17 protein-coding genes are annotated in these 19,287 nt (G+C 71.7%); 15 read left to right on the forward strand and 2 right to left on the reverse strand.

What is annotated here, in order from left to right:
• Positions 1–46: 46 nt before the first annotated feature.
• Entirely contained in the window at positions 47–2,251 is a 2,205-nt protein-coding gene (locus tag ACFYXA_RS32665) for an elongation factor G-like protein EF-G2 (protein WP_352247981.1), read from the reverse strand.
• 312 nt (positions 2,252–2,563) lie between these two features.
• Between ACFYXA_RS32665 and pgsA the strand changes: the two genes are divergently transcribed.
• The 15 genes from pgsA (at position 2,564) to ACFYXA_RS32740 (ending at position 17,936) form a co-directional block, all read left to right on the forward strand.
• On the forward strand, positions 2,564–3,331 hold the full coding sequence (gene pgsA, locus ACFYXA_RS32670; protein ID WP_352247983.1) for a phosphatidylinositol phosphate synthase: 768 nt from the start codon (positions 2,564–2,566) through the stop codon (positions 3,329–3,331).
• On the forward strand, positions 3,328–4,245 hold the full coding sequence (locus tag ACFYXA_RS32675) for a phosphatidylinositol mannoside acyltransferase (protein WP_389039747.1): 918 nt from the start codon (positions 3,328–3,330) through the stop codon (positions 4,243–4,245). Before pgsA ends, ACFYXA_RS32675 begins: the two co-directional genes overlap by 4 nt.
• Positions 4,242–5,408: a glycosyltransferase family 4 protein gene (locus tag ACFYXA_RS32680; protein ID WP_352247987.1), complete on the forward strand. Its 1,167-nt coding sequence runs from the start codon at positions 4,242–4,244 to the stop codon at positions 5,406–5,408. The genes ACFYXA_RS32675 and ACFYXA_RS32680 overlap by 4 nt, the downstream gene beginning before the upstream one ends.
• Positions 5,409–5,412: 4 nt before the next feature.
• Entirely contained in the window at positions 5,413–5,955 is a 543-nt protein-coding gene (locus ACFYXA_RS32685) for a hypothetical protein (protein ID WP_352247989.1), read from the forward strand.
• Between the two features lie 135 nt (positions 5,956–6,090).
• Positions 6,091–6,996 carry a pyridoxal 5'-phosphate synthase lyase subunit PdxS gene (gene pdxS / locus ACFYXA_RS32690; protein WP_352247992.1) on the forward strand — a complete coding sequence of 302 codons (906 nt, stop codon included), beginning with the start codon at positions 6,091–6,093 and terminating at the stop codon, positions 6,994–6,996.
• A gap of 7 nt (positions 6,997–7,003) precedes the next feature.
• The gene (gene pdxT / locus ACFYXA_RS32695) at positions 7,004–7,615 is read left to right on the forward strand and encodes a pyridoxal 5'-phosphate synthase glutaminase subunit PdxT (RefSeq protein WP_389039754.1); all 612 of its coding nucleotides are present in this window, start codon (positions 7,004–7,006) and stop codon (positions 7,613–7,615) included.
• A gap of 48 nt (positions 7,616–7,663) precedes the next feature.
• A complete protein-coding gene (locus tag ACFYXA_RS32700) occupies positions 7,664–8,416 on the forward strand; it encodes a YebC/PmpR family DNA-binding transcriptional regulator (protein ID WP_352247996.1) in 753 nt (250 codons plus the stop codon).
• Between the two features lie 202 nt (positions 8,417–8,618).
• On the forward strand, positions 8,619–9,164 hold the full coding sequence (gene ruvC, locus ACFYXA_RS32705) for a crossover junction endodeoxyribonuclease RuvC (RefSeq protein ID WP_351097271.1): 546 nt from the start codon (positions 8,619–8,621) through the stop codon (positions 9,162–9,164).
• On the forward strand, positions 9,161–9,766 hold the full coding sequence (gene ruvA / locus ACFYXA_RS32710) for a Holliday junction branch migration protein RuvA (protein ID WP_352247998.1): 606 nt from the start codon (positions 9,161–9,163) through the stop codon (positions 9,764–9,766). The genes ruvC and ruvA overlap by 4 nt, the downstream gene beginning before the upstream one ends.
• Before the next feature lie 28 nt (positions 9,767–9,794).
• Positions 9,795–10,865, forward strand: coding sequence for a Holliday junction branch migration DNA helicase RuvB (gene ruvB / locus ACFYXA_RS32715; RefSeq protein WP_130444479.1), 1,071 nt, complete (start codon positions 9,795–9,797; stop codon positions 10,863–10,865).
• Between the two features lie 221 nt (positions 10,866–11,086).
• Positions 11,087–11,605, forward strand: a complete 519-nt coding sequence (gene yajC, locus ACFYXA_RS32720) for a preprotein translocase subunit YajC (RefSeq protein ID WP_352248000.1) — start codon at positions 11,087–11,089, stop codon at positions 11,603–11,605.
• A gap of 136 nt (positions 11,606–11,741) precedes the next feature.
• On the forward strand, positions 11,742–13,538 hold the full coding sequence (gene secD / locus ACFYXA_RS32725; protein WP_352248002.1) for a protein translocase subunit SecD: 1,797 nt from the start codon (positions 11,742–11,744) through the stop codon (positions 13,536–13,538).
• A gap of 3 nt (positions 13,539–13,541) precedes the next feature.
• Positions 13,542–14,654 carry a protein translocase subunit SecF gene (gene secF / locus ACFYXA_RS32730; protein ID WP_352248004.1) on the forward strand — a complete coding sequence of 371 codons (1,113 nt, stop codon included), beginning with the start codon at positions 13,542–13,544 and terminating at the stop codon, positions 14,652–14,654.
• Complete coding sequence (locus ACFYXA_RS32735) at positions 14,651–15,190, forward strand: adenine phosphoribosyltransferase (RefSeq protein ID WP_352248006.1); 540 nt, start codon at positions 14,651–14,653, stop codon at positions 15,188–15,190. Before secF ends, ACFYXA_RS32735 begins: the two co-directional genes overlap by 4 nt.
• 208 nt (positions 15,191–15,398) lie before the next feature.
• Positions 15,399–17,936 (forward strand): RelA/SpoT family protein, encoded by a 2,538-nt coding sequence (locus tag ACFYXA_RS32740; protein ID WP_389039765.1) that lies wholly within the window; start codon positions 15,399–15,401, stop codon positions 17,934–17,936.
• 61 nt (positions 17,937–17,997) lie between these two features.
• On the opposite strand, the gene ACFYXA_RS32745 is transcribed toward ACFYXA_RS32740, so the two are convergent.
• The gene (locus ACFYXA_RS32745; RefSeq protein WP_351097285.1) at positions 17,998–19,227 is read right to left on the reverse strand and encodes a DUF349 domain-containing protein; all 1,230 of its coding nucleotides are present in this window, start codon (positions 19,225–19,227) and stop codon (positions 17,998–18,000) included.
• Positions 19,228–19,287: the final 60 nt, after the last annotated feature.

The following is a 19,287-nucleotide window of genomic DNA, read 5'->3' on the forward strand; positions in this document are numbered from 1 at the left end:
TCGGCGGACGGCCGAAGCCGCCCGCCGAAACGGAAGGGGAAGTTCCCTACGCGTCCTGCGTCTGCTTCCTCAGCCGCTCGGCGACCTGGGCCGGCATCGGCTCGTGCCGGGCGTAGGAGCGGCGGAAGCGGGCCGTGCCGTGCGACAGCGACCGCAGGTCGACCGCGTACCGGCCGATCTCGATCTCGGGCACCTCGGCCCGGACCAGGGTGCGGCCGCCGCTCGTCTGCTCGGTGCCGAGTACCCGGCCGCGCCGGCCGGACAGATCGCTCATCACCGGGCCCACGAACTCGTCGCCGACCAGCACGCTCACCTCGGCCACCGGCTCCAGCAGATGGATCTTCGCGTCGGCCGCGGCCTCCCGCAGCGCGAGCGCGCCGGCCGTCTGGAACGCGGCGTCGGAGGAGTCCACCGAGTGCGCCTTGCCGTCGAGGAGGGTCACCCGGACGTCGATCAGCGGATGCCCCGCGGCGACGCCCTTGGCGGCCTGCGCCCGTACGCCCTTCTCGACGGACGGGATGAACTGGCGCGGCACCGCCCCGCCGACGACCTTGTCCACGAACTCGATGCCCGAGCCGCCCGGCAGCGGCTCCACCTCGATCTCGCAGATGGCGTACTGCCCGTGCCCGCCGGACTGCTTGACGTGCCGGCCCCGCCCGGAGGACTTCCCGGCGAACGTCTCCCGCAGGGAGACCTGGTGCGGGACGACGTCGACCTGCACGCCGTAGCGGCTGCGCAGGCGTTCCAGCGCGACGTCCGCATGGGCCTCGCCCAGGCACCACAGGACCACCTGGTGGGTGTCCTGGTTCTGTTCGAGCCGCATCGTCGGGTCCTCGGCGACCAGCCGGGACAGGCCCTGGGAGAGCTTGTCCTCGTCGGCCTTGCTGTGCGCCCGGATGGCCAGCGGCAGCAGCGGGTCGGGCATCTGCCAGGGCTCCATCAGCAGCGGGTCGTCCTTGGCCGAGAGGGTGTCGCCGGTCTCCGCGCGGCTCAGCTTCGCCACGCACGCGAGGTCGCCCGCGATGCAGTGCGTCAGCGCCCGCTGCTGCTTGCCGAAGGGCGCGGAGAGGGCGCCGACGCGTTCATCGGCTTCGTGCAGGGGGCGGCCCTCCTGGCCGTCGTCGGACAGGCCGTGCCCGCAGACGTGCACGGTCTCGTCGGGGCGCAGGGTGCCGGAGAAGACGCGGACGAGGGAGACACGGCCGACGTAGGGGTCGGAGGAGGTCTTCACGACCTCCGCGACCAGCGGCCCGTCCGGGTCGCACGGGCCCAGCGCGCGACGCTCGCCGCCGCGCGTGGTGACGAGGGGCGCCTCGCGCTCCAGGGGAGTCGGAAAGCCCCGGGTGACCAGTTCGAGGAGCTCGACCGTGCCGAGGCCCTGGCGGGCGCCCTCGGCGGCGGGGGCGGCGGCCAGCACCGGGAAGAAGGCCCCGCGCGCGACGGCCCGCTCCAGGTCCTCGATCAGCGTCTTGACGTCGATCTTCTCGCCGCCGAGGTAGCGGTCCATGAGGGTCTCGTCCTCGCTCTCGGCGATGATGCCCTCGATCAGCCGGTTGCGGGCCTCCTCGATCAGCGGGAGCTGGTCCTCGCCGGGCTCGGACTCCACGCGCTCCCCGGTGGAGTAGTCGAACAGCTTCTGCGACAGCAGCCCGATCAGGCCGGTCACGGGCGCGTGCCCGTCCGGCGCCTTCGGTCCGTGCAGCGGCAGGTAGAGGGGGAGCACGGCGTCGGGGTCGTCGCCGCCGAAGGTCTCCGCGCAGATCCGCGTCATCTCCTCGAAGTCGGCGCGGGCCGCCTCCAGGTGCGTGACGACGATCGCGCGGGGCATGCCGACGGCCGCGCACTCCTCCCACACCATCCGCGTCGAGCCGTCCACGCCGTCCGAGGCCGAGACGACGAAGAGGGCCGCGTCCGCTGCGCGCAGACCGGCCCTGAGCTCCCCGACGAAGTCGGCGTAGCCGGGGGTGTCGAGGATGTTGACCTTGATGCCGTCCCAGGCGACCGGCACCAGGGAGAGTTGCACCGACCGTTGCTGGCGGTGCTCCATGTCGTCGTAGTCGGAGACGGTGCCGCCGTCCTCCACGCGGCCCGCCCGGTTCACCGCTCCCGCCGTCAGCGCGAGAGCCTCCACCAGGGTCGTCTTGCCCGATCCGCTGGGGCCGACCAGCACCACGTTCCGTACGGACGCGGGGTGGTCGGCCGCCGTAGCCCTGCCGGCGGCTCCGGGGTGTTCCTTCGCCTTGTCGCCCATTTCTTGCCTCCCGTGCACGGTGAGGTCATCGGGGGCGCGGACACGGCGGCTCCGCGCGCGGTGGCGGCTCCGGCGACGCCCGCGGTCCTTCGAGCTTTCCACTCCCGTCACCGCGCGTCCATACGAACGACGCGACGCCGCCGCCCGGCCGCCGTGCAGGGGGCGCGGCAGCCGGCCGCGAGGCCCGGCGGAGAGCGGGGCCCCCGGCTCGCGCGGGCGGGTGCCCGGCGGTCGCGTACACGCGTGCGTGGCTACGATGGGCCAGCCGGTGGCCATCAGGGCCGCGCGGCCACACCGACCGTCGGGAAGGCCATGCTGAACAAGTACGCGCGTGCATTCTTCACGCGTGTCCTCACACCGTTCGCCGCGTTTCTCATCCGCCGGGGCGTGACTCCCGACGCGGTGACGCTGGTCGGCACCGCCGGCGTGATCGCGGGCGCGCTGGTCTTCTACCCCCGGGGCGAGTTCTTCTGGGGCACGATCGTGATCACGCTGTTCGTCTTCTCCGACCTCGTCGACGGCAACATGGCCCGCCAGCTCGGCCGCTCCAGCCGCTGGGGCGCCTTCCTGGACTCCACCCTCGACCGGGTCGCCGACGGCGCGATCTTCGGCGGCTTCGCCCTCTGGTACGCCGGACAGGGCGACGACAACGCCCTGTGCGCGGTGTCGATCTTCTGCCTGGCCAGCGGCCAGGTGGTGTCGTACACCAAGGCGCGCGGCGAGTCGATCGGGCTTCCGGTGGCCGTCAACGGGCTCGTCGAGCGGGCCGAGCGGCTGGTCGTCTCCCTGGTCGCGGCCGGTCTCGCCGGCCTGCACAAGTTCGGCGTCCCCGGCATCCAGTACCTGCTGCCCGTCGCCCTGTGGATCGTCGCCGTCGGCAGCCTGGTCACGCTGATCCAGCGGGTCGTCACGGTCCGCCGCGAGTCGGCGGAAGCGGAGGCGGAGGCCGCGGAGGCAGCGAAGGCGGAGGCGAACGCGGAAGCGGAGCCGGGGGCCGGAGAGAGCCGGCCGGTGGGAGCCGAGGAGAGCGGGACCCCGGCGGCCCGGCCGGAGGCCGAGGGGCACGAGGCGGCCAAGTGAACCCCCGCGACCAGGTCGCCGACGCGCTGTACGGCCTCGGCTGGAGCACCGTCAAGCAGCTCCCCGAGCCGGTCGCGGCGCGCCTCGGCCGTGCCGTCGCCGACCTCACCTGGAAGCAGCGCGGCAAGGGCGTGCGGCGGCTGGAGAGCAACTACGCGCGCGTGGTGCCCGACGCGACCCCCGAGCGCCTGGCCGAGCTGTCGCGGGCCGGCATGCGCTCCTACCTGCGGTACTGGATGGAGTCCTTCCGGCTGCCTGCCTGGAGTCCCGAGCGCGTGGCGGCCGGCTTCGAGGCGAAGGACCTCCACCACCTCACCGACGGGCTCGCGACCGGCCGGGGCGTCGTCCTCGCCCTGCCTCACCTGGCCAACTGGGACCTGGCCGGCGCCTGGGTCACCACCAAGCTGCGGACCCCGTTCACCACCGTCGCCGAGCGGCTCAAGCCCGAGACGCTCTACGACCGCTTCGTCGCCTACCGCGAGGGCCTCGGCATGGAGGTGCTGCCGCACAGCGGCGGCGCCGCCTTCGGCACCCTGGCCCGGCGACTGCGCGACGGCGGCCTGGTCTGCCTGGTCGCCGACCGGGACCTGTCCGCGTCCGGCGTCGAGGTCGACTTCTTCGGCGACAGGGCCCGCATGCCCGCGGGACCGGCCCTGCTCGCCCAGCAGACCGGCGCGCTCCTGCTCCCCGTCACGCTCTGGTACGACGACTCGCCCGTCATGAAGGGCCGCGTCCATCCCCCGATCGACGTACCCGGCTCGGGAACGCGGGCCGAGCGGACGTCCCTCATGACACAGTCGCTGGCCGACGCCTTCGCCTCGGGCATCGCCGACCACCCGGAGGACTGGCACATGCTGCAGCGGCTTTGGCTCGCGGACCTGGAACCGCGTCCGTCGGACGGAGAGCGGCCTTGAGGATCGGCATCGTCTGCCCGTACTCCTGGGACGTGCCGGGCGGAGTGCAGTTCCACATCCGAGACCTCGCCGAGTACTTCATCCGGCTCGGCCACGACGTCTCCGTCCTCGCCCCCGCCGACGACGACACCCCGCTGCCGCCGTACGTCGTCTCGGCCGGACGCGCGGTCCCGGTGCCGTACAACGGCTCGGTGGCCCGGCTGAACTTCGGCTTCCTGAGCGCCGCACGCGTCCGCAGATGGCTGCACGACGGCGCCTTCGACGTGATCCACATCCATGAGCCGACCTCGCCCTCACTGGGCCTGCTGACCTGCTGGGCCGCGCAGGGGCCCATCGTGGCGACCTTCCACACGTCCAACCCGCGCTCCCGCGCAATGATCGCCGCGTACTCCATCCTCCAGGCCGCCCTGGAGAAGATCAGCGCCCGGATCGCGGTCAGCGAGTACGCCCGCCGCACCCTCGTCGAACACCTCGGCGGGGACGCGGTCGTCATCCCCAACGGCGTCGACGTCGACTTCTTCGCGGAGGCCGAGCCCAGACCCGAGTGGCAGGGCGGCACCATCGGCTTCGTCGGCCGCATCGACGAGCCGCGCAAGGGCCTGCCGGTGCTGATGCGCGCCCTGCCGAAGATCCTCGCCGAGCGGCCGGACACCCGGCTCCTGGTCGCCGGACGCGGCGACGAGAAGGAAGCGGTGGAGAGCCTCCCGAAGGACCTGCGCGCGCGGGTGGAGTTCCTCGGCATGGTCAGCGACGAGGACAAGGCCCGCTTCCTGCGCAGCGTCGACCTGTACATCGCCCCCAACACCGGCGGCGAGAGCTTCGGCATCATCCTGGTCGAGGCCATGTCGGCCGGGGCCCCGGTCCTCGCCTCCGATCTCGACGCGTTCGCCCAGGTCCTGGACCAGGGGGCTGCGGGCGAACTGTTCGCCAACGAGGACGCCGACGCGCTGGCCGAGGCCGCGGTGCGGCTCCTGGGCGACCCCGCGCGGCGCGCCGAACTGCGCGCGCGGGGCAGCGCCCACGTACGGCGCTTCGACTGGTCGACGGTCGGCGCGGACATCCTGTCGGTGTACGAGACGGTGACGGCGGGAGCGGCCGCGGTGGCCACGGACGACAAGGGCTCACCCGGGCTGATGGCCCGCTTCGGCCTGGCGAGGGACTGAACCTGTGACCACCACCGTCGTCTGGATCCTCGTCGCCCTCCTGGCCGTCGGGCTGTACCTGAGCTGGACCGCGGGACGCCTGGACCGGCTGCACGCGCGCATCGACGCCGCCCGCGCCGCACTGGACGCGCAACTGCTGCGCCGCGCCTCCGTGACACAGGAGCTGGCCACCTCGGGGGTGCTCGATCCGGCCGCCTCGATCGTGCTCTACGAGGCCGCGCACGCCGCCCGGCAGGCCGAGGAGGAACTGCGGGAGGTCGCCGAGAGCGAACTGAGCCAGGCGCTGCGCGCGGTCTTCGCGGAGCCGCAGCAGGTCGAGGTCGTGCGCGAGGCGCCCGGGGGAGAGGAGGCGGCCCGCGAGCTCACCGAGGCCGTCCGCAGGGTCCCCATGGCCCGCCGCTTCCACAACGACGCCGTCGGCGCGGCCCGCAGGCTGCGCGAGCACCGCAAGGTGCGCTGGTTCCGGCTGGCCGGCCACGCCCCCTTCCCGATGGCCTTCGAGATGGACGACGAACCCCCGGCGGCCCTCGCCGACCGCGCCGGCTGATCCGACCCGGGCCCGACCACGGCGCGGGGCGAGAAAAAAATCCACCGCCTTCCCATTGGCCCTTGCTGTGGACTGGTCGGCTGCCGTTTCCTCGGTGCTGCACCACACCCTCTTCCACCCCAGTGAGGTCAACCCGTGTCCAGCACCGAGAACCAGGCTCCCGAGACCGGCACCGCGCGCGTGAAGCGCGGCATGGCCGAGCAGCTCAAGGGCGGCGTGATCATGGACGTCGTCACGCCGGAGCAGGCCAAGATCGCGGAGGACGCGGGCGCCGTCGCCGTCATGGCGCTGGAGCGGGTCCCCGCCGACATCCGCAAGGACGGCGGCGTCGCCCGCATGTCCGACCCGGACATGATCGAGGGCATCATCGAGGCCGTCTCCATCCCGGTCATGGCCAAGTCGCGCATCGGCCACTTCGTGGAGGCCCAGGTCCTGCAGTCCCTCGGCGTCGACTACATCGACGAGTCCGAGGTCCTCACCCCGGCCGACGAGGTCAACCACTCCGACAAGTTCGCGTTCACCACCCCGTTCGTGTGCGGCGCCACCAACCTGGGCGAGGCCCTGCGCCGTATCGCCGAGGGCGCCGCGATGATCCGCTCCAAGGGCGAGGCCGGCACCGGCAACGTCGTCGAGGCGGTCCGCCACCTGCGCCAGATCAAGAACGAGATCGCCCGCCTGCGCGGCTACGACAACCACGAGCTGTACGCCGCCGCCAAGGAGCTGCGCGCCCCCTACGAGCTGGTCAAGGAGGTCGCCGAGCTGGGCAAGCTGCCCGTCGTGCTGTTCTCCGCGGGCGGTGTCGCCACCCCGGCCGACGCCGCGCTGATGCGCCAGCTCGGCGCCGAGGGCGTCTTCGTCGGCTCCGGCATCTTCAAGTCCGGCGACCCGGCCAAGCGCGCCGCCGCCATCGTCAAGGCGACCACCTTCTACGACGACCCGAAGATCATCGCGGACGCGTCCCGCAACCTCGGCGAGGCCATGGTCGGCATCAACTGCGACACCCTCCCCGAGACCGAGCGCTACGCCAACCGCGGCTGGTAGTCGGCCCATGTCCCACGAAGCCCCTGTCATCGGCGTCCTTGCCCTCCAGGGCGACGTACGGGAGCACCTCGTCGCCCTGGCCGCGGCCGACGCCGTGGCCAGGCCGGTGCGGCGCCCCGAGGAACTCGCCGAGGTGGACGGCCTCGTCCTGCCCGGCGGCGAGTCGACCACCATCTCCAAGCTGGCCGTCCTGTTCGGCGTGATGGAACCCCTGCGCGCGCGGGTGCGCGACGGCATGCCCGTCTACGGCACCTGCGCCGGCATGATCCTGCTCGCCGACAAGATCCTCGACCCGCGCTCGGGCCAGGAGACGGTCGGCGGGATCGACATGATCGTGCGCCGCAACGCCTTCGGGCGGCAGAACGAGTCGTTCGAAGCCGCTGTCGACGTCAAGGGCGTCGCGGGCGACCCGGTCGACGGCGTCTTCATCCGCGCCCCGTGGGTCGAGTCCGTCGGCGCCGGCGCCGAGGTGCTCGCCGAGCACGACGGCCACATCGTCGCCGTCCGCCAGGGCAACGCGCTCGCCACGTCGTTCCACCCGGAGCTCACCGGCGACCACCGGGTGCACGCCCTGTTCGTCGACATGGTCCGCGCGAACGGGGCCACGGAGTCCTTGTAGGATTCCTGGCGTTCGTATCTGGATGGGTTACGCGAAGGAGACAGGCAGATGTCCGGCCACTCTAAATGGGCCACGACGAAGCACAAGAAGGCCGTGATCGACGCCAAGCGCGGCAAGCTCTTCGCGAAGCTCATCAAGAACATCGAGGTCGCGGCGCGCATGGGCGGTGTCGACCTGGAGGGCAACCCGACGCTCTACGACGCCGTCCAGAAGGCGAAGAAGCAGTCGGTCCCCAACAAGAACATCGACTCCGCCATCAAGCGCGGCGGCGGTCTCGAGGCCGGCGGCGCCGACTACGAGACGATCATGTACGAGGGTTACGGCCCCAACGGCGTCGCGGTGCTCATCGAGTGCCTCACCGACAACCGCAACCGCGCCGCCTCCGAGGTCCGCGTCGCCATGACCCGCAACGGCGGCTCCATGGCCGACCCGGGCTCCGTGTCGTACCTGTTCAACCGCAAGGGCGTCGTGATCGTCCCCAAGGGCGAGCTGTCCGAGGACGACGTGCTGGCCGCCGTGCTCGACGCGGGCGCCGAAGAGGTCAACGACCTCGGTGAGAGCTTCGAGGTCCTCAGCGAGGCCACCGACCTGGTCGCGGTCCGCACCGCCCTCCAGGACGCCGGCATCGACTACGACTCCGCCGACGCCAACTTCGTCCCGACCATGCAGGTCGAGCTGGACGAGGAGGGCGCCAAGAAGATCTTCAAGCTGATCGACGCGCTGGAGGACAGCGACGACGTCCAGAACGTCTTCGCCAACTTCGACGTCAGCGACGAGGTCATGGAGAAGGTCGACGCGTAACGCTGCCGCGAGCGGAGCGCTTCAGGGCGGGCCGGGGGACACGTCCCACCGGCCCGCCGCTGTTGTCAGTGGCAGCGACTAGCCTGGCGACAGGCAAAGATCACCGTCGACGGGCCGCAATCAACAATTGAGGAACCCCGACGGTGCTCAGCCAGGTCCGCGAGAGCGGCGGCGGTTTAGCCGCAAAGAGGGGAGGGGCGCGGTGCGTGTACTGGGGGTGGACCCCGGGCTGACCCGGTGCGGTGTCGGCGTCGTCGAGGGGGTCGCGGGGCGCCCGCTCACCATGCTGGGCGTCGGCGTCGTACGGACGCCCGCGGACGCCGAGCTGGGACACCGCCTCGTCGCCGTCGAACAGGGCATAGAGCAGTGGCTGGACGAGCACCGGCCCGAATTCGTGGCGGTGGAGCGGGTGTTCAGCCAGCACAACGTACGGACCGTCATGGGCACCGCCCAGGCCAGCGCCGTCGCCATGCTCTGCGCCGCTCGCCGCGGCATCCCCGTCGCCCTGCACACCCCCAGCGAGGTCAAGGCCGCCGTCACCGGCAGCGGGCGCGCCGACAAGGCCCAGGTCGGCGCGATGGTCACGCGCCTGCTGCGGCTCGACGCGCCGCCCAAGCCCGCCGACGCCGCCGACGCCCTCGCCCTCGCCATCTGCCACATCTGGCGCGCCCCCGCGCAGAACCGGCTCCAGCAGGCCGTCGCCCTGCACGCAGCCAAAGCACCGACACTGAAAGGCCGTACGGGATGATCGCCTTCGTGAGCGGACCGGTCGCCGCCCTCGCCCCCGACTCCGCCGTGGTCGAGGTGGGCGGCATCGGCATCGCCGTCCAGTGCAGCCCCAACACCCTGTCGGGACTGCGGATGGGCCAGCAGGCCAAACTGGCCACCTCCCTGGTCGTCCGCGAGGACTCCCTCACCCTGTACGGCTTCGCCGACGACGACGAGCGCCAGGTCTTCGAGCTGCTCCAGACCGCCAGCGGCGTCGGCCCGAGACTCGCCCAGGCGATGCTGGCCGTGCACACACCGGACGCGCTGCGCCGAGCCGTCGCCACCGCCGACGAGAAGGCCCTCGTCGCCGTCCCCGGCATCGGCAAGAAAGGCGCCCAGAAGCTGCTGCTGGAGCTGAAGGACCGCCTCGGCGAACCGACCGGCGCCCCCGCGGTGGGCACACCCGTCACCCAGGGCTGGCGCGACCAGCTCCACGCGGCCCTCATCGGCCTCGGGTACGCCACCCGGGAGGCCGACGAGGCGGTCACCGCCGTGGCACCGCAGGCCGAGGCCGCGGGCGGCACGCCCCAGGTGGGCCAGCTGCTCAAGGCCGCCCTGCAGACCCTCAACCGCGCCCGCTGACCGACCCCACCACTCTGAGGCACACCACATGAACTGGGACGACACGACCGACACCTCCGCCTCCGAGCGGCTGGTGGGATCTGTCGCCGACCGTGAGGACCAGGCCGTCGAGGCCGCACTGCGCCCCAAGGACCTGGGCGAGTTCATCGGCCAGGAGAAGGTCCGCGAACAGCTCGACCTCGTCCTGCGCGCCGCACGCGCGCGCGGCGCGACCGCCGACCACGTCCTGCTCTCCGGCGCCCCCGGCCTCGGCAAGACCACCCTCTCCATGATCATCGCCGCCGAGATGGGCGCCCCCATCCGCATCACCAGCGGCCCCGCCATCCAGCACGCCGGCGACCTCGCCGCGATCCTCTCCTCCCTCCAGGAAGGAGAGGTCCTCTTCCTCGACGAGATCCACCGCATGTCCCGGCCCGCCGAGGAGATGCTCTACATGGCCATGGAGGACTTCCGCGTCGACGTCATCGTCGGCAAGGGCCCCGGCGCCACGGCCATCCCGCTGGAATTGCCCCCCTTCACCCTCGTCGGCGCCACCACACGCGCGGGCCTGCTCCCCCCGCCGCTGCGCGACCGCTTCGGCTTCACCGCCCACATGGAGTTCTACGAACCGGCCGAACTCCAGCGCGTCGTCCACCGCTCGGCGAACCTCCTCGACGTGGAGATCGACACCGACGGCGCCGCCGAGATCTCCGGCCGCTCCCGGGGCACGCCCCGCATCGCCAACCGCCTGCTGCGCCGCGTCCGCGACTACGCGCAGGTCAAGGCCGACGGCGTCATCACCCGTGAGATCGCCTCGGCGGCCCTCGCCGTCTACGAGGTGGACGCCCGGGGCCTCGACCGCCTCGACCGCGCGGTCCTCGAAGCCCTGCTCAAGCTGTTCGGCGGCGGCCCGGTCGGCCTGTCCACGCTCGCCGTCGCGGTGGGGGAGGAGCGCGAGACCGTGGAAGAGGTCGCCGAACCCTTCCTGGTCCGGGAGGGCCTGCTCGCCCGCACCCCGCGCGGCCGCGTCGCCACCCCCGCCGCCTGGACCCACCTCGGCCTCACCCCGCCCCGCCCCGCCGGCACGGGAAACGGGCAGCAGGACCTGTTCGGGGGATGAGGGCGCCGGCGGCGAGACCTGTTCGGGCGGCGGTCAGGCGCGCGGGCGCCGGCGATCGGCCAGGACATTGGCCGGGTCAGGAACCCAAGTGCCATGCTGAGCGTTGTTCCTTGCGCGCGGACTCGCTTAGACTCCGCCGATGCCGCCGTTGCCGGCAGCACGCATACCCCCCAACCATCAGGCCGCTCAGCACCGCGGTCGTGTGAAGGAAGTACCGACCCGTGAGTCTCGTGACCATCCTTCCGTTCATCGTGCTCATCGGGGCCATGTTCCTGATGACCCGGTCGGCGAAGAAGAAGCAGCAGCAGGCCGTGGACATGCGCAACGCCATGCAGCCCGGCAGCGGTGTCCGCACCATCGGGGGGTTGTACGGAACGGTGAAGGAGGTCGACGAGGACACCGTCCTCCTCGACGCCGGCCCGGGAGTGGAGCTGCTCTTCGCGAAGAACGCGATCGGCGCCGTCCTGACCGACGACGAGTACAACCGCATCGTCCACGGCATCGAGCACGACCTGAAGTCCGACTCCGACGTCGTCCCCGACGACGCCTCCTCCCTCTCCGACACCGACGGCTCCGCCGACGCTGCCGCCGCCTCCGACGACAAGCCCGTCGACTTCGGCAAGAAGGACGAGACGTCCGGGACCGAGGAGCCGGCCGCCGAGGCCGCCACCGACGCGACGCCGAAGCAGGCCGACGAAGAGCCGAAGAAGACCGACGGCGACTCCGACGCGAAGAAGTAGCCACGTCCCCGGGGCGCGCGGGCAGGACCCGCGCGTCCCGGGTGCGCGCATCTCGCACATAGGGGATCCCGACACCATGTCATGGCCGCCGCCGCGCTGACCCGGCGCGAGACGGCCCGAGAGGGAGTACGAGAAGGTGGCAGCACCTAAGAAGGGCCGGAGCGCGAATGCCCAGAGCAAGCCGGGGCGCTCGCTGGCCCTGATCCTGATCGCCATCGTGGCGCTCACCGGGGGGATGTTCCTCTCCGGGCACACGAAGCCGAGGCTGGGCATCGACCTGGCCGGCGGCACCAGCATCACGCTGGCGGCGAAGGCCGACCAGGGGTCCGCGATCAACAAGGCCAACATGGACACCGCGGTCGAGATCATGAACCGTCGTGTCAACGGCCTGGGCGTCACCGAGGCGGAGGTGCAGACCCAGGGCGACAGCAACATCATCGTGAACATCCCCAAGGGCACCGACTCCGAGGAAGCCCGGGAGCAGGTCGGCACCACCGCCAAGCTGTACTTCCGCCCGGTCCTGGCCGCCGAGCCCACCGGCCCGGCCGCCGGCGGCTCGCCCAGCCCGTCCGCGAGCGGTTCCGCCGGCGCTTCGCCGAGCCCGTCCGCGAGCGGCTCCGCCGGCGCCTCCGGGGGCGAGAAGGCCTCCTCTCCCGCGTCGCCGTCGGCCTCGTCGGGTGCCTCCTCCTCCGCGAGCCCGCAGGGCCGCGCCCTCACCGACGGCCTGAAGGCCGACGCCACGCCGTCCGCCTCCGCCAAGGCGAGCACCGGCGCCTCCGCCAGCCCCTCCGCCCCCGCGAGCGCCGCCACCGGTGACGCGGCGGCGCAGGCGCAGTACGCGAAACTCGACTGCTCCAAGCCGGACGTCCGCGCCAAGGCCGGCGACAACGCCAAGCCCGACGCCGCCGCCGTGGGCTGCGGCGAGATCAAGGGCGTCTGGTACAAGTACCTGCTCGGCCCGGCCGCCGTGGACGGCACCGAGGTCAAGAAGGCCCAGGCCGTCTACGACACCCAGACCGCCGCCGGCTGGCAGGTCACCATGGAGTTCAACTCCAAGGGCGCGAAGAAGTTCGCCGACATCACCGGCAAGCTGGCGCAGAACCAGGACCCGCAGAACCAGTTCGGCATCGTCCTGGACGGCGAGGTCGTCTCCAGCCCGTTCGTGAGCTCCTCCATCACCGGCGGCCAGGCCCAGATCTCCGGCAGCTTCAGCCAGGACGAGGCCCAGAGCCTCGCCAACATGCTGTCCTACGGCGCCCTCCCGCTCTCCTTCCAGGAGCAGAGCGTGACCACGGTGACCGCGGCGCTCGGCGGCGACCAGCTGCACGCCGGTCTCCTCGCCGGCGCCATCGGCCTCGCCCTCGTGGTGATCTACCTGGTGCTCTACTACCGCGGGCTGTCCGTCATCGCGATCGCCTCGCTGCTGGTCTCCGCGGCCCTGACCTACGTCCTGATGTCGCTGCTCGGCCCGGCCATCGGCTTCGCGCTGAACCTGCCGGCCGTCTGCGGCGCCATCGTCGCCATCGGTATCACCGCGGACTCCTTCATCGTCTACTTCGAACGGATCCGGGACGAGATCCGCGAGGGCCGTTCCCTGCGCCCCGCGGTCGAGCGGGCCTGGCCCCGCGCCCGGCGCACCATCCTGGTCTCCGACTTCGTGTCGTTCCTCGCCGCCGCCGTGCTGTTCGTCGTCACCGTCGGCAAGGTCCAGGGCTTCGCGTTCACGCTGGGTCTGACCACCGTGCTCGACGTCGTCGTGGTGTTCTTCTTCACCAAGCCGCTCATGACGCTGGCCGCGCGCCGCAAGTTCTTCGCGGGCGGCCACAAGTGGTCCGGCCTCGACCCGAAGAGCCTGGGTGCCCAGCCGCCGCTGCGCCGCACCCGCCGTCCCGCCGGTCCCGCAGCCGGCCCCGTCGAGACGAAGGAGGCCTGAGCGATGTCGAAACTCGGCAACCTCGGCGCCCGACTGCACCGTGGCGAGGTCAGCTACGACTTCATCGGCCACCGCAAGCTCTGGTACGGCATCTCGATCCTGATCACCATCACGGCCATCGTCGGCCTGGCGGTGCGCGGCCTGAACATGGGCATCGACTTCCAGGGCGGCGCCGTCTTCACCACGGCGAAGAACACCTCGGTCTCCGTCTCCGAGGCGGAGCGCGCCGCCGAGGAGGCGGCCGGCCACGAGGCGGTCGTGCAGAAGCTCGGTGACGGCTCGCTGCGCATCCAGATCGCCGGCATGGACACCAAGGAGTCCGACAAGGTCAAGAAGGCCCTCGCCGAGGACTTCGAGGTCGACTCCGAGGCCATCGCCGCCGACCTGGTCGGCCCCAGCTGGGGCGACCAGATCGCCGCCAAGGCCTGGCAGGGCCTGGCGATCTTCATGGTGCTGGTCGTGATCTACCTGGCGATCGCGTTCGAGTGGCGCATGGCCATCGCCGCGCTCGTCGCCCTGATCCACGACATCACCATCACCGTCGGCATCTACGCCCTCGTCGGCTTCGAGGTCACCCCGGGCACCGTGATCGGTCTGCTGACCATCCTCGGTTACTCGCTGTACGACACGGTCGTCGTCTTCGACTCCCTCAAGGAGCAGACGAAGGACCTCACGAAGCAGACCCGCTTCACCTACAGCGAGGTCGCCAACCGGTCGATCAACGGCACCCTGGTCCGCTCCATCAACACCACGGTGGTCGCCCTGCTGCCGGTGGCCGGCCTGCTGTTCATCGGCGGCGGCTTCCTCGGCGCGGGCACGCTCAACGACATCTCGCTGTCGCTGTTCGTCGGCCTCGCGGCCGGCGCCTACTCGTCGATCTTCATCGCCACGCCGCTCGTCGCCGACCTCAAGGAGCGCGAGCCGCAGCTGAAGGCCCTGAAGAAGCGGGTCCTGGCCAAGCGTGCCCAGGCGTCCGCCGGCGAGGAGTTCACCCAGTCCCACGACGGCGAGGCGCACGACGCCGAGCCGGAGGACGCGGCCGCCGTCGTCGGTCCGCGATCCCAGCCCGCGTCCCGCAGCCGGGGCCGCGGCCGACCCTCGGGGAAGCGCCGATGACCGACGTGAAGGAACTCCTGCTCAGCCGCATCCGGGACGTGGCCGACTACCCCGAGCCGGGCGTGATGTTCAAGGACATCACCCCGCTGCTCGCGGACCCGGCGGCGTTCACCGCGCTCACCGACGCGTTCGCCGAGATCGCCGTGCGCACCCGCGCCACGAAGATCGTCGGCCTGGAGGCCCGGGGCTTCATCCTGGGCGCCCCGGTCGCCGTCCGGGCCGGGATCGGCTTCATACCGGTCCGCAAGGCGGGCAAGCTCCCCGGAGCGACCCTCGCCCAGGCCTACGACCTGGAGTACGGCTCGGCGGAGATCGAGATCCACGCCGAGGACCTCACCGCCGACGACCGCGTCCTGATCGTCGACGACGTCCTCGCCACCGGAGGCACCGCCGAGGCGTCGATCCAGCTCATCCACCGGGCGGGCGCAGAGGTCGCCGGCGTCGCCGTCCTGATGGAGCTCGGCTTCCTCGCCGGCCGGCCCCGCCTGGAGCCGGCCCTGGGGGCCGCGCCCCTGGAGGCGCTGCTCACCATCTGAGACAGCGTCCCGGACGCCGTCCGAGGCGAAACACGACGCGAACGCGATACGAACAGGGGGCGGGCCCGGAGGAATCCGGCGCCCGCCCCTCGTGTTGCACGGGTAGACCGCTCTCACACCGGACTGGAGGCGATCCGGTGGCCCGGCATCGCTACGATGGGTGCTCCGGAGCCTGACCGGGGACCCGGATCGCGCACGAGGAGTCCTCTTGCCAGACGAGGCCCAGCACCTGACCGCCGCCAAGCCCGAGTCCGCCTCGGCGCCCGCGGCCAAGCCCGCGTCGCACGCGCACGACGACGCCCGCGGGCCGGTCGAGCACGACCGCTCCGCGCCCGTCGACAAGCCCGCCGGGGAGTCCCGCCCCAAGCCGGCCCCGCCCGAGCGGCCCGAGCCCGCGCCCGTCTCCCGGCAGGCCGCCGCGCAGCCGCCGTCCCGCTCCGGCTCCTCCAACCGCGTCCGCGCCCGCCTCGCCCGGCTCGGCGTTCAGCGCGCCAACCCCTACAACCCGGTCCTGGAACCGCTGCTGCGGATCGTCCGCAGCAACGACCCGAAGATCGAGACGGCCACGCTCCGCCAGATCGAGAAGGCCTACCAGGTCGCCGAGCGCTGGCACCGCGGCCAGAAGCGCAAGAGCGGCGACCCGTACATCACCCACCCCCTCGCGGTGACCACCATCCTCGCCGAACTCGGCATGGACCCGGCCACCCTCATGGCGGGCCTGCTCCACGACACCGTCGAGGACACCGAGTACGGCCTCGACCAGCTGCGCCGCGACTTCGGCGACACCGTCGCCCTCCTCGTCGACGGCGTCACCAAACTGGACAAGGTCAAGTTCGGCGAGGCCGCGCAGGCGGAGACCGTGCGCAAGATGGTCGTCGCCATGGCCAAGGACCCCCGCGTCCTGGTCATCAAGCTCGCCGACCGCCTGCACAACATGCGCACCATGCGCTACCTCAAGCGCGAGAAGCAGGAGAAGAAGGCGCGCGAGACCCTGGAGATCTACGCGCCGCTCGCCCACCGCCTGGGCATGAACACCATCAAGTGGGAACTGGAGGACCTCGCCTTCGCGATCCTCTACCCCAAGATGTACGACGAGATCGTCCGCCTCGTCGCCGAACGCGCCCCCAAGCGGGACGAGTACCTGGCCATAGTGACCGACGAGGTCCAGGCCGACCTGCGCGCCGCCCGCATCAAGGCCACCGTCACCGGCCGCCCCAAGCACTACTACAGCGTCTACCAGAAGATGATCGTCCGCGGCCGCGACTTCGCGGAGATCTACGACCTGGTGGGCATCCGCGTCCTCGTGGACACCGTCCGCGACTGCTACGCGGCCCTCGGCACCGTGCACGCGCGATGGAACCCGGTCCCCGGCCGGTTCAAGGACTACATCGCGATGCCCAAGTTCAACATGTACCAGTCGCTGCACACGACGGTCATCGGCCCCAACGGCAAGCCCGTCGAACTGCAGATCCGCACCTTCGACATGCACCGCCGCGCCGAGTACGGCATCGCCGCGCACTGGAAGTACAAGCAGGAAGCCGTCGCCGGCGCCTCCAAGGTGCGCACCGACGCGCCCAAGTCGTCCGGCAAGGGCAAGGACGACCACCTCAACGACATGGCGTGGCTGCGCCAGTTGCTCGACTGGCAGAAGGAGACCGAGGACCCCGGCGAGTTCCTGGAGTCCCTGCGCTTCGACCTGTCCCGCAACGAGGTCTTCGTCTTCACGCCCAAGGGCGACGTCATAGCGCTCCCGGCCGGGGCCACCCCCGTGGACTTCGCGTACGCGGTCCACACCGAGGTCGGCCACCGGACCATAGGCGCACGGGTCAACGGCAGGCTCGTACCGCTGGAATCGACCCTGGACAACGGCGACCTCGTCGAGGTCTTCACCTCCAAGGCCGCCGGCGCCGGCCCGTCCCGCGACTGGCTGGGCTTCGTCAAGTCCCCGCGCGCCCGCAACAAGATCCGCGCCTGGTTCTCCAAGGAGCGCCGGGACGAGGCGATCGAGCAGGGCAAGGACGCCATCGCGCGCGCGATGCGCAAGCAGAACCTGCCGATCCAGCGCATCCTCACCGGCGACTCGCTGGTCACCCTGGCGCACGAGATGCGCTACCCGGACATCTCCTCGCTGTACGCGGCGATCGGCGAGGGCCATGTGGCCGCGCAGAACGTCGTGCAGAAGCTGGTGCAGGCCCTCGGCGGCGAGGAGGCGGCCACCGAGGAGATCGACGAGGCGGTCCCGCCGTCGCGCACCCGCAGCCGCAAGCGGCGCAGCAACAACGACCCCGGCGTCGTGGTCAAGGGCGTCGACGACGTGTGGGTCAAGCTCGCCCGCTGCTGTACGCCCGTCCCCGGCGACCCGATCATCGGGTTCGTCACGCGCGGCAGTGGCGTATCGGTTCACCGCAGCGACTGCGTCAACGTGGAGTCACTGTCCCGCGAACCCGAGCGCATCCTCGACGTGGAGTGGGCGCCGACGCAGTCCTCGGTCTTCCTGGTCGCCATCCAGGTCGAGGCCCTCGACCGCTCCCGGCTCCTGTCGGACGTCACCCGCGTCCTGTCCGACCAGCACGTCAACATCCTCTCCGCCGCCGTCCAGACCTCCCGCGACCGGGTCGCCACCTCCCGCTTCACCTTCGAGATGGGCGACCCCAAGCACCTGGGACACGTCCTGAAGGCCGTACGCGGCGTCGAGGGCGTCTACGACGTCTACCGGGTCACCTCGGCCCGCCGGCCGTCCGAATAGCCCGCAGAGCACGCGAAGAGGCCCCCGCACCTCGGGTGCGGGGGCCTCTTCGCGTGCGGTGTCAGCCGCCGAACTCCTGCAGGCCCTTCAGCGCCTGGTCCAGCAGCGCCTGACGGCCCTCCAGCTCGCGCTCCAGCTTCTCCGCCTTCGCGGAGTTGCCCTGGGCGCGCGCCTGCTCGATCTGGCCCTTCAGTTTGTCGACCGCGGCCTGGAGCTGACCGGTCAGACCCGCGGCACGCGCACGCGCCTCCGGGTTCGTCCGGCGCCACTCGGCCTCCTCGGCCTCCTGGATCGCCCGCTCCACCGCGTGCATCCGGCCCTCGACCTTCGGCCGGGCGTCGCGCGGCACATGGCCGATGGCCTCCCACCGCTCGTTGACCGAACGGAACGCGGCCCGCGCCGCCTTCAGATCCGTCACCGGGAGGATCTTCTCGGCCTCACCGGCCAGCTCCTCCTTCAGCTTCAGGTTCTCCGACTGCTCGGCGTCCCGCTCCGCGAAGACCGAGCTGCGGGCGGCGAAGAACACGTCCTGGGCGCCGCGGAAGCGGTTCCACAGATCGTCCTCGTGCTCGCGCTGGGCGCGGCCCGCCGCCTTCCACTCCGCCATCAGCTCGCGGTAACGCGCCGCCGTCGGGCCCCAGTCCGTCGAACCGGACAGCGCCTCGGCCTCGGAGACCAGCCGCTCCTTGGTCCGGCGGGCCTCCTCGCGCTGCGCGTCCAGCTGCGCGAAGTGGGCCTTGCGCCGCTTGGAGAACGCCGAGCGGGCGTGCGAGAACCGGTGCCACAGCTCGTCGTCCGACTTGCGGTCGAGCCTCGGCAGGCCCTTCCAGGTGTCCACCAGGGCCCGCAGCCGCTCACCGGCCGCCCGCCACTGGTCGGACTGCGCCAGCTGCTCCGCCTCCGCGACCAGGTCCTCCTTGGCCTTGCGGGCCTCGTCGGACTGCTTGGCGCGCTGCTGCTTGCGCTCCTCGCGGCGCGCCTCCACCGTCGCCACGAGCTTGTCCAGCCGCGTCCGCAGCGCGTCCAAGTCGCCGACCGCGTGATGCGCGTCGACCTGCTCGCGGATGTGGTCGATCGCGACCTGGGCGTCCTTCGCCGACAGGTCGGTCGTCTGGACTCGCTTCTCGAGGAGGCCGATCTCGACAACCAGGCCCTCGTACTTGCGCTCGAAGTAGGCAAGCGCCTCCTCGGGGGAGCCCGCCTGCCAGGAACCGACGACCTGCTCGCCGTCGGCCGTACGCACGTACACGGTCCCCGTCTCGTCGACGCGGCCCCACGGGTCGCTGCTCACAGCGCCTCCTCCACATGATGCCGACGAGGGGCTTTCGAGCCCCCGGGCATCGTCCACAGT

The sequence above is a fragment of the Streptomyces sp. NPDC002566 genome, from assembly GCF_042889585.1.
Lineage (GTDB): Bacteria > Actinomycetota > Actinomycetes > Streptomycetales > Streptomycetaceae > Streptomyces.

What these genes read in the sequence shown, in the direction of transcription:
- ACFYXA_RS32665 (WP_352247981.1), bottom strand. Translation starts at nt 2,251, where the DNA reads ATGGGCGACAAGGCGAAGGAACACCCCGGAGCCGCCGGCAGGGCTACG.
- pgsA (WP_352247983.1), top strand. Translation starts at nt 2,564, where the DNA reads ATGCTGAACAAGTACGCGCGTGCATTCTTCACGCGTGTCCTCACACCG.
- pdxT (WP_389039754.1), top strand. Translation starts at nt 7,004, where the DNA reads ATGTCCCACGAAGCCCCTGTCATCGGCGTCCTTGCCCTCCAGGGCGAC.
- ACFYXA_RS32700 (WP_352247996.1), top strand. Translation starts at nt 7,664, where the DNA reads ATGTCCGGCCACTCTAAATGGGCCACGACGAAGCACAAGAAGGCCGTG.
- ruvA (WP_352247998.1), top strand. Translation starts at nt 9,161, where the DNA reads ATGATCGCCTTCGTGAGCGGACCGGTCGCCGCCCTCGCCCCCGACTCC.
- ruvB (WP_130444479.1), top strand. Translation starts at nt 9,795, where the DNA reads ATGAACTGGGACGACACGACCGACACCTCCGCCTCCGAGCGGCTGGTG.
- secF (WP_352248004.1), top strand. Translation starts at nt 13,542, where the DNA reads ATGTCGAAACTCGGCAACCTCGGCGCCCGACTGCACCGTGGCGAGGTC.
- ACFYXA_RS32735 (WP_352248006.1), top strand. Translation starts at nt 14,651, where the DNA reads ATGACCGACGTGAAGGAACTCCTGCTCAGCCGCATCCGGGACGTGGCC.